5 protein-coding genes, 1 tRNA gene and 1 pseudogene are annotated in these 10350 nt (G+C 68.3%); 2 read left to right on the top strand and 5 right to left on the bottom strand.

Translation table 11 applies throughout. The annotated features are described in order from the left end of the window. Window positions 1–262: 262 nt before the first annotated feature. From AB0I82_RS27455 to AB0I82_RS27435, 5 genes and pseudogenes are all read right to left on the bottom strand, one after another. Complete coding sequence (locus tag AB0I82_RS27455; protein ID WP_363260029.1) at window positions 263–844, bottom strand: NADAR family protein; 582 nt, start codon at window positions 842–844, stop codon at window positions 263–265. 39 nt (window positions 845–883) lie between these two features. Then, complete coding sequence (locus AB0I82_RS27450) at window positions 884–1234, bottom strand: hypothetical protein (protein WP_363259996.1); 351 nt, start codon at window positions 1232–1234, stop codon at window positions 884–886. Window positions 1235–1290: 56 nt separating this feature from the next. Further along, window positions 1291–5796 (bottom strand): DUF6531 domain-containing protein, encoded by a 4506-nt coding sequence (locus tag AB0I82_RS27445; RefSeq protein WP_363259995.1) that lies wholly within the window; start codon window positions 5794–5796, stop codon window positions 1291–1293. Window positions 5797–5979: 183 nt separating this feature from the next. Further along, window positions 5980–6185 (bottom strand): annotated as a pseudogene (locus AB0I82_RS27440) (hypothetical protein); the annotation flags it as partial. A 217-nt stretch (window positions 6186–6402) separates the two neighbouring features. After that, window positions 6403–6487 (bottom strand) — tRNA-Leu (locus AB0I82_RS27435). Window positions 6488–6914: 427 nt separating this feature from the next. On the opposite strand from AB0I82_RS27435, the gene AB0I82_RS27430 reads away from it, so the two are divergent. Together AB0I82_RS27430 and AB0I82_RS27425 are read left to right on the top strand one after the other, a co-directional pair. Continuing rightward, window positions 6915–7697: an ABC transporter ATP-binding protein gene (locus AB0I82_RS27430; RefSeq protein ID WP_363259994.1), complete on the top strand. Its 783-nt coding sequence runs from the start codon at window positions 6915–6917 to the stop codon at window positions 7695–7697. Window positions 7698–7775: 78 nt separating this feature from the next. After that, window positions 7776–10307 (top strand): ABC transporter permease, encoded by a 2532-nt coding sequence (locus AB0I82_RS27425; RefSeq protein ID WP_363259993.1) that lies wholly within the window; start codon window positions 7776–7778, stop codon window positions 10305–10307. The last annotated feature ends 43 nt before the right edge of the window (window positions 10308–10350 follow it).

Below are 10350 nucleotides of genomic sequence, written 5' to 3'. Positions count from 1 at the left end.
ACCTCTCCCTTCCCGCCCCCCCAAAACCCCCACACCCCGCCGCCCCCCCCTCCCGCCCTCCCCCCCTCCCCCGGTTGCCGCCCCCCGGCGCCCGCTCCTGGTGTTCCCGCGGGAACACCAGGAGCGGCGCCGGAACACCCCTTCTACCCGCCAGCGACCGAGTGTGAGTGGCCCCGACAAGCCTCCTTGAGAACTTCTACTGATGATCTCGACGTGGTGTCGCGGGGTGGCCGGCCGAAGTCGCCGACGGTGGCCGGCAGCGCTATCGCGGTGATCGCGTCGACTCTAGCGCCGCTCGGGCATCCATGAGAGCGAAGCCCAGAAGATTGAGTCCCCGCCATTGCGCCGGATTCTGGGCGCGCTCGTCGTCAGCGGTGAGTCCGATGCCCCAGACGCGGTCCAAGGGGCTTGCTTCTACCAGCACGCGATTCACGGTACCGAGAAGGAATTCGCGAAGCCGGGGATTCTGTTCAAACTTGGCGAAACTGGCGCGAACCACGATGTCGTAGCGGGCAGCGCACCACACATCCTCGTCAAAGCTGGCAACCTGTCGGCCGAGTGCTTTGGCCTCGCCAGGGTGTTGTGATCTCAGGATCTTGGCGACGCTCGCGTCGTCGCCGAAAAGGCGTGCCTTCTCGGCCATCATGTAGTGCTCGGCGGTGAGATAAGAAATCCCGTCGACGACAAAGCGACTTGGCCACCATTGACTGAGGCAACTGGCGCCGACTTCGCCTGCTCTGGCGGGCTGGTGGCCCCAGAAGAACAGATACTTAATCCGTTCGCCGCGCTGCTGCCTCTGCAGCAGCGCAGCAATCTTTCCCGAGTGGCCGGAAGATGCCCCCATGCCCCTTCCATTCGACGCTGTGCTGTCCATGCGGTTTCCTCACTCAGCTCCGCGAGCCCTGATCAGGCCGTCGATCTGCTCGGAAATCTGAGCGTTCTCGTTGGCGTCCAGCCAATAGGGCGCCGATACCGTAGCAATCCAGTTCGCGCGTTCCTCGGCGGAGAGTGACAGCCAGCCGGGGTGGCGCGTGGCGTACTCCGCCACGTACTGCCAGCGGTCACTTCGGGTCGAGAGTCGGTACGTGTGACGCCAGGCGTCAGCTTTCCCCTGCTGTCCCGCCTCGGTGTAACTATGGACGATCGACTCAAGCAATGACGCAAGGGCCTCGGAGAACTGGGGGCTGCCCACGAACGGATCAGCTTCCCCAGAGGCCTCGAACTTGAAGAGCACTGATGCCCGAAGAAGGGATTCGGCCGAGCCCCTGTCCCCCAGGTTGACATTAAACACTAGAAAGGGTTACCTCCGCGGTAGAGGATGGCGTCTTCTGGGATTTTCAATCCGCCTCGGTGGATGAATTCGTTGGGCTGCTCACCCGGAATAAATTCCGCTCCCTCGGGCTTTCGGAAGGCGATCAAGTAATCACCTTTCCCTTGATAGGCGGGGTTCCCGATGAAGATGTTCCGCTCCACCTCGGCAGGGCTGAGCATGTCCTGTGTGGCGAACAACTTCCCCTGCCGGTTGGCCACGAACCGCGCACCTTCACCACTCGTGATGGCGTCGAATCCGGCGCGGTCAGTGTAATGGAAGTAGGTGTTTTCATCCATCCGCTCCAGAAGTTCATCGGTGCAGGGCGAAAGCCCGAGCGGATCGCTCCAGGTGTGCGGGTTCGTGACATAGGCAGCCGGATTGGGTGAGGGGGCGAGACCCAGCGGGTCCGGGGTGAGGTACCGGGCGGTTTCGGGTTCGTAGGTACGGAAGCAGTTGTAATGGAACCCCGTCTCAGGATCGAAGTACTGCCCGGGGAAGCGAAGTGGGGTGTAAGCGGTGGCACCACGCTTCCACACGGTGGTGCCCCAGAGGGTGGACCGGGTGCCCCACACGCTGCGGCCGTGTTCGTCGAACAGTTCCGTCGGCGTACCGATCAAATCGCTGACGATGGTGTAGAAGCGCTCGTCGATTTCTTGCTGCGGAGCGTCGGCCGCGGGGGTGTCCCAGGAGGTCTTGCGCTCGGTCTGAGTGAGCGGCCGAAGCCCGTCATGGTCCCACGTGAGCGTCACCGTATGCGGGGATGCCGCCGTGCTCGTTGTCTGCTCGCAGAGAGTGGCCCCATCCCAGGCGAAGTCGACCTGTTCCTCGACCGCCTCGCCAGCATCCACAGCCAACCGCTGTTTCGCGATACGCCGTCCCAAGGGGTCGTAGAGGTACCGCCACTGGGTGCCGTCAGGTGTCACCACCGAGACAAGCCGGCTTTCCGCGTCCCATGCGTAGCGCCATGTGTCCGGCTTGCGGGACAGGCGGGTCTTTTGGCGCAGGGTGACGCGGCCTGCTGTGTCGTGTTCGTAGCGGACGTTTCCTGCGGTGGTGATGCGGGTGCCGGTGTAGGTGCGCGGACCTGTTGCCTCTTGGCCCGGCATGGGGGCCGGCCAGGAGGCATCTGTCTGGTTTCCTGCCTCGTCGTAGGCGTAGGTTTCCGTCCAGCCTGCCGCGTGGACCGCCGTGACGCGGCCTGTCGCGTCGAGGTCGAAGCGGCGGGTGCGGTTGCGGTGGTCCTCGATGGCGGTGAGGTGGCCGTCCGCACGGTAGGTGTAGGCACGGTGCTGGATGCGGGTGTCGGCCGGGCCCGTCAGTTCCTGCTGGGACAGGCGGCCCACGACGTCGTAGGTGTTCGTCAGGGTGAGGGCTTCACCGAGCGTGCGGGTGGCTTCCCGGCCCGCGTCGTCGTGCGTGAAGGCCAGCGTCCTGCCGGACGTGGTCAGTTCCGTGCGGTTGCCTGCCGCATCGTACGTCCAGGTGCTCACCGCACCCGACGGCGTGGTGCGGCCCGTGCGGCGGCCGAGTTCGTCGTATATGTAGGTCTGCGTGCGGCCGTTGACCGTTTCGGCCGTGACGCGGCCCGCCGCGTCACGCTCCAAGATCAGCGTCGCGTCCGGACCAGTCGCTTCCGCCAGGCCGCCTGCCGCGTCGTAGGCGTAGCGTGTGATCGCGGTGCCCGCCACGTTTTTCGTGACCGTGCGACCCAGGGCGTCCCGCTCGAAGCTGATCTCGTCGCCCGCCGCCGTCGTATGGCTCACCAACTGGTCGGCCGCGTCGTGGGCGTAGGACAGCGTACGGTCGTCGAAGTCCGTTTCCGCTGTCAGGCGGCCCGCCGGATCGTAGTCGTAACTCCAGGTCAGCCCCTGCGGGTTGATGACCCTGCGGAGCTGGAGTTCGGTGTCGTGCTCGAATGCGTAGCGGACGCCGTCCGGGCCCGTGCGGGCCGCGAGCAGGTCGAAGTGCGTGTACTCGTAGGTCGAGGTCGCGCCCATCTGGTCCGTGTGTGCGGTGCAGTTCCCCTCGCCGTCGTACGTCCAGGACTCCGTCGTGCCGTCGGCCGCCGTGCGCCGTGCCGGCTTGCCCTCGACCGTCCACTCCAGGTGTGTGGTCGCACCCAGCGGGTCCGTGAGGGTGACGGGCCTGCCGAAGGCGTCCCGCTCGTTGCGGGTCGCCGCGCCCAGCGGGTCCGTGACTTCCAGGGGCAGGCCCGCCGCGTTGCAGCGCACCTCGGTGGTGTGCCCGAGTGCGTCCGTGACGGTGGCCACCGCTCCGGTGGGGTGGTGGGTGAAGCGGGTGGTCGTACCGTCCGGGGCGGTCGCCGAGGTGCGGTTGCCGCGGTCGTCGTACGTGTGCTCCCAGACCACACCGCCGGGGGCGACGGCGTGCACGAGCTGGTGGAGTTCGTTGTAGGTGGCCTCGGTGGTGCTGCCGTCGGCGCGGGTGATGCGCGTGATGTTGCCGGCCTCGTCGTAGGTATAGCTGGTGGTGTTGCCCAGGGCGTCGGTCCAGGACAGCAGCCGGTCGTGCTCGTCCCATTCCTGCCGCACGGTGTTCCCGAGTGGATCGGTCTCCGCGGCGAGCTGCAGGCGATCGTTGTACTCGTAGGTGGTCACCTGGCCCAGCGAGTCCAGGTAGCGCGTGGTGTGGTGCTCGGGGTCGTACATCACCGTGCAGCTCAGGCTGCCGCCCGCGCCCGCGCCCCGCACGACACGATCGTCGGCGTCGTAGGTGAAGCGGTACCAGGCGCCGATACGGTCGGTCCAGGACGTGATGCGCGCGTTCTCGTCGTAGGTGAGGCGGAGCGGCAGGCCGGAGGAGTTGTAGATCTCGTTGAGGTTGCCTTCACTGTCGTACACGTACCGCAGGAGCTGGGTGCCGGCGCCGTCGCGTCCTTCGTCCGAGCCGAGCAGGCGCAGGCCGGTTATTCGGGTGCCAGCGGTGTCGACGGCGATGTGGTAGCCGCCGCTGTGCCGGATCGCGGTCGGCAGGCCGGCGTCGTCGTACTCGAAGGTGATCGCATTGCCGTTGCGGTCGGTGATCGACCGCAGGAGCCAGGTCACGGGCTCGTCGGCAGCATCGGCACGGCCTTCCGCCGCATCCGGCGAGAGCGGTGCGAACCGGCGGATCAGCCCGGAACGCGGGTCGGAGATCGTGATCAGGCCGTTGGGCTGTCCGTCCCACTCCAGCGGCCGCCGCGGGCCCGCGGCGGGCATGACGCATCGGCCCGGTTCGGGGACGGGGTAGGCCAGGAGCATCCCGTCCTCGGTGGCGAACACGGCGCCCTCAGGGTCGACTTCCAGGCGCTCATCGAGCGTGGAGGCCCAGGACTCGCCGAAGCAGCGGCCCTGGCGGTACGTGGACAGATGCGTGCGCCGCAGGACGAGCGGCAGCACGCCCGGCAGGACGACGTCGGTCTCCTCCATGAGCATTTCGCCGGAGACCATGTCAATCGGGTCGCCGTTCTTGCACCGGCCCTTGGTCGGCTTGGCCTTCTTCAGCAGATCCTTGCCCGAGCGCAAGGCGCCACGCAGTCCGCCGGCCCGCAGGCCCTTGGCCGCGACCTTGAGGCCCTTGGCCGCTCCGGCGAGGGTGGTGATTCCCTTGGCGCCGGGGATGCAGTCCAGCGCCGCCATGCCGACGTCGAAGAGGCTGGCCTGGCCCTTGCTGTATTTGTTCAGGGTGTCGGCGAGGACGACCAGGGCCGCGACGACCACGATGGCGGCGAGGATCGGCCCACCGATGATCATCGCGGCGATGCCGACGACCGTGACGACGATCTTGCAAGCGGAGACGATCGCGTCCCAGTTCTCGGTGACGAAGTGGGTGGCCTCCTCCCACCAGTGGCGGTTCTGGATGCCGGCGTCGGAGGCCTCGTCGAGCTTGTCCTGGCAGACCCGGGCGGCCTCCTCACGCAGCCCGCGAGCCTCTTCGGCCATCACCTTGGCCGCATCCAGGGCCGACTGGGCGGAGTCGACCGAGCCCTGGGCGTCGCTGCGGGCGGAGTTGGCCTGCTGGGCGTTGCGGGTTGCGGCCCGCACCCTGGACTCGTCCGGCGCCTCGGGACCCTTGGCCTCGTCGTACGCCTTGGTCCTGGAGGTGGCGGTCCTGACCCAGTCGTTGGCCGAGTCCAGCCGCCCCTGCGCCGCGGTCAGGTCGTTACGGGCCTCACGGCCCTTGCGCAGGGCCCGGTCGGCCAGGGCCTGGGCGCGTTCGAGCTTCGGCCAGTAGGCGGCGATGGCATCGCCCGCCATCTCGTAGGAGGTCCGCAGCTTCCGCAGGTTCCCCGGGACGCCGTCGAACTCCTCCTTGAACTTCTTCGCCGATTTCCCGGACCACTTCAGCACCGCGTCCTCGGACGCCATGTCGGTGATCCCCCGCAGCGCCGTACCGACGTCCTCGGCGAACTCGTGCAGCTCGCGGGCGAGTTTCTGCACCCGCTCCGGATCGCCGGGGGTCGGGTCCCCCTCCAGGTCCAGCACATGCCAGTCTGTCGGCCGATGGCCCACGTCAACGCCCCCGTAACACACTCAACTTCAGTCAACGTGATCTCGCGGAACAACCTTAACTCTCACCACTCACACGAGTGGCGGAAGGTTCGGCGGCTCTGCGCATCCCGGCTGGGCAGCGAGGCGCGAGACGGTTGCGATGCGACGGAGTCGTCGCACAAAGCGGAACGTGGACGTGATGGCATCGAACATGTCGAAGAAGGAGTCCGCCAGGTCCAGCACCTGGCTGCTGCGGACACCAGGGCCACCGAGCCCTGCTGTTCGGGTACGGGGATGAAGGTCTGCATCAGCACCGCCCGTACGGTGCGCTCATCGCCGGGGGCGGCGACGTCCTCGATCCCGTAGGTCCGCGCCACGGTGCCCCACCTGCGGGATCTCGACGGGGTAAGCCGAAACCCATTGCAGGAGCGCAGCGCTGCGCCGCAACGTCCGGTGTTCCCGCAGGGAACACCGCGACTCGGGCCGCGCGGGCTTCGCGTTACTCCCTGCGGGTGATGCACTGTTTTGACGATGCATAGAAAGTGCCACTGAACAGGCACTTGCGATCTATGTATATTTCGCGTAATAATAAAAGGTTAATGGTGCCCGGAGCCGGACTTGAACCGGCACGGCCCGAAGGCCAGCGAGGTTTAAGCTCGCCGTGTCTGCATTCCACCATCCGGGCCCGAAACCCCCCACGCCGTCACGAAGACGGCACCACGAGCCTAGCCCGCAGCGCCACTCGAACAGCGGCGGGTGGGCCCGAGGTTGTCTTATTTTATTGGCAACTGAGGGTGCATCAGCACGTGGTACTGGCCTTCGGCACATGCCCAGGGCCGAACCGCCCCGCTCACGCCCCACCGGCAACGTCACCGCCGGATTGACGGAAACTCGATGCCTTCCGGGCCCCGTACAGCGGCCTTCCGGCGCCCGCACCGCCGCGTCAGCGCCTCAGGGTCGCCCTCATCCCCAAGGAGGACCCGGGGCCTCCCGGGTCCGACCGCAGGCCCCCCGAGAGACCGGCGCACGGGCTGACGTTCCGCGCGATCCGCTCCTCGACGATGGAAGCCGACCGTTCACACGGCCCCTACATCCGACAGGAGCACCATCCCGTGACCACCACCCACTCCGGCGTTCCCACCGCCACCCGCGCCACCGCGGTGGCCGCACGCGCCACGGATCTCACCAAGGTCTACGGACAGGGCGAGACCCAGGTGGTCGCCCTGGACAGCGTCAGCGTCGATTTCCGGCAGGCCGAGTTCACCGCGATCATGGGCCCCTCCGGCTCCGGCAAGTCCACGCTGATGCACTGCATGGCGGGGCTGGACACGGTCTCCCGCGGCTCGGCCCGGATCGGCGGCACCGAGCTGACCGGGTTGAAGGACAAGAAGCTGACGCAACTGCGGCGCGACAAGATCGGCTTCATCTTCCAGGCGTTCAACCTGCTGCCGACGCTCAGCGCGCTGGAGAACATCACCCTGCCGATGGACATCGCGGGCCGTAAGCCCGACCAGCAGTGGCTGGACCGGGTCGTGGAGACGGTCGGCCTCTCCGGGCGGCTGAAGCACCGCCCCAGCGAGCTCTCCGGCGGCCAGCAGCAGCGCGTCGCGGTGGGCCGCGCGCTGGCCTCCAAGCCCGAGATCATCTTCGCGGACGAGCCCACCGGCAACCTCGACTCCCGCTCCGGCGCCGAGGTACTGGGCTTCCTGCGGAACTCCGTGCGCGAGCTCGGCCAGACCGTGGTGATGGTCACCCACGACCCGGTGGCCGCTGCCTACGCGGACCGCGTCGTCTTCCTGGCCGACGGCCGGATCGTCGACGACATGACGGCCCCGACGGCCGACAAGGTCCTGGAGCGCATGAAGGGCTTCGACGCCAAGGGCCGTACGAGCTGACGCCGGCCGGCCCCGGCCCGTACGTGCTCCTCCCCGCCGCCCCGTCCTCCGGACCTCACCTTCAGGACTGACCCACTCATGTTCCGTACCGCCGTGCGCAATGTCCTCGCGCACAAGGCCCGGTTGCTGATGACCGTGCTCGCCGTCATGCTCGGCGTCGCCTTCGTCTCCGGCACCCTGGTCTTCACCAACTCCATCTCCCAGGCCCAGCAGAGCAGTTCCGCGAAGGGCTTCGACCATGTCGACGTCGCCGTCGAGCCCGAGTCCGGGCCGGACCGCGGCGACCGTCTCTCGCCGCCGCCCCAGCTGACCGAGGCCATGCTGAAGAAGGCCCGGCAGGTGCCCGGCGCCGACTCCGCGATCGGCTCGCTGAGCGGCTTCAGCGCGCTCGCCGGCAAGGACGGCAAGCTCGTCGGCAGCGGCTTCTCCACCCGGGGCGGCAACTATTGGGGCGGTCACGACCCGCGCTACCCGATCCAGGACGGCCGCGCCCCGCACGGCGCGCACGAGGTCGCGATCGACGCGAAGACCGCCGAGCGGACCGGCTACAAGGTCGGCGACACCGTCCGCGTCTCCGTCGACGGCCCCGTACTGACCCCGAAGATCTCCGGCATCTTCAGCACCGACGACGGCACCGTCGCGGCCGGCGGCTCGCTCACCCTCTTCGACACCCCCACCGCCCAGCGGCTCTACCACAAGGAAGGCGCGTACGACCGGATCGACGTCAAGGCCGCGTCCGGCGTCTCGCAGACCGCGCTGCAGGCGCAGCTCGACAAGGCGCTGCCGAAGGACCGGGCGTCCACGACCACCGCGCAGCAGCTGGCCGACGACCAGGCCGAGATGACCGCCTCGTCGATGGACAGCTTCCGGACCACGCTGCTGATGTTCGCCGGCATCGCGCTCTTCGTCGGCATCTTCCTCATCGCCAACACCTTCACCATGCTGGTCGCCCAGCGCACCAAGGAGCTGGCCCTGCTGCGCGCCGTCGGCGCTTCCCGTAAGCAGGTCACCCGCTCGGTGCTCTTCGAGGCGTTCGTCGTGGGCACCATCGCCGCCGTGGCCGGGCTGGGCGTCGGCGTCGGCATCGGCGCCGGACTGCGGGCCGTCATGGGCGCCACGGGCGTGACCCTGCCCGACGGTCCGCTGGTGGTCTCGCCCGGTACGGTCGCCACCTCGCTGGCCGTCGGCATCCTGGTGACCATGCTCGCCGCCTGGCTGCCGGGCCGCCGGGCCGCCAAGATCCCGCCGGTGGCCGCGATGAACAGCGTGCACGCCACCGCCACGACCAAGTCCCTGGTACTGCGGAACACCCTCGGCGCCCTGCTCACCGGCGCCGGCATCGCCGTCGTCCTGTACGCCACGAGCATCGACGACATGGACACCGCTCAGCTCCCGCTGGGCCTGGGCGCCGTACTGCTGGTGATCGGCATCTTCGTGCTCACGCCGCTGCTGTCCCGCCCGCTGATCGCGGCCGCGGGCCCGGTGCTGCGCGCCTTCGGGATCTCCGGCAAGCTCGCCGGGCTCAACGCGGTACGCAACCCCCGCCGCACCGCCGCCACCTCGGCCGCGCTGATGATCGGCCTCACCCTGATCACCGGTATGACCGTGATCGCGGGCAGCTCGCAGCAGGCGGTCGACAAGATGGCCACCTCAGCGCTGAAGGCCGACTACGTGGTCTCCATGGCGAACGGGAACTTCCTCTCGCCCGAGGTGGAGAAGAAGCTCGACGGGGTCGACGGCGTCACCGCGGTCAGCGGCATGCGCAACGCACCGTCCCGGATCGCCGGCTCGACCGAGTACCTGACCGGCGTGAACGGACGCACCATCGGCGACCTCACCGATCTCCCGGTGCAGAGCGGCGCCTTCACCGTCGGCGGCAAGGACGTCGTGGTCGACGCCGACACCGCCAAGGACAAGGGCTGGCAGACCGGCTCCTCCTTCACGGCGGCGTACGAGGACGGCAGCAAGGAGAAGCTCACCGTCGCGGGCATCTACGAGGGCAACGAGCTGATCAGCGGCATCCTGCTGGACAGCGCCACCCTCACCCCGCACATGAGCGACCCGTCCGACATGCAGGTCATGGTGAAGACCGCGGGCGGCGCCTCGGACGCCACCCAGAGCAGGCTGACCAAGGCGCTCGGCGACAACCCGGCCGTCCAGGTCCAGGACAAGCAGGACATCTCCGAGGGCATCGCCAAGTCGGTCACGCTGATGCTGAACATGCTCTACGGGCTGCTCGCCATGGCCGTGATCGTCGCGGTGCTCGGCGTGGTCAACACCCTCGCGATGTCGGTCTTCGAGCGCTCCCAGGAGATCGGGATGCTGCGGGCGATCGGCCTGGACCGGCGCGGCATCAAGCGGATGGTCCGCCTGGAGTCCCTGGTGATCTCGCTGTTCGGCGGGGTGCTGGGCATCGGCCTCGGCGTGTTCTTCGGCTGGGCCGGCGGCAAGCTCATCTCGGGCAGCCTGGACACCTACGAGATGGTGCTGCCCTGGGGCCGGATGGGGCTCTTCCTGGCGATGGCCGCACTGGTCGGCGTACTGGCCGCGCTGTGGCCCGCGCGCCGCGCCGCCCGGCTGAACATGCTGGCGGCGATCAAGGCGGAGTGAGCCCGCACGCCTGAAGACGCGAGCGCCCCGGTCCACCGGACCG

It is taken from the genome of Streptomyces sp. NPDC050315, assembly GCF_040655775.1.
Lineage (GTDB): Bacteria > Actinomycetota > Actinomycetes > Streptomycetales > Streptomycetaceae > Streptomyces.
The sequence above is the reverse complement of the archived record's forward strand: the minus strand, read 5'-3'. Positions and strand labels throughout refer to the sequence as shown.

Bases quoted from the DNA above. Each gene is read 5' to 3' on its own strand.
- AB0I82_RS27455 (WP_363260029.1), bottom strand. From the start codon at position 844: ATGGGGGCATCTTCCGGCCACTCGGGAAAGATTGCTGCGCTGCTGCAG.
- AB0I82_RS27425 (WP_363259993.1), top strand. From the start codon at position 7,776: ATGTTCCGTACCGCCGTGCGCAATGTCCTCGCGCACAAGGCCCGGTTG.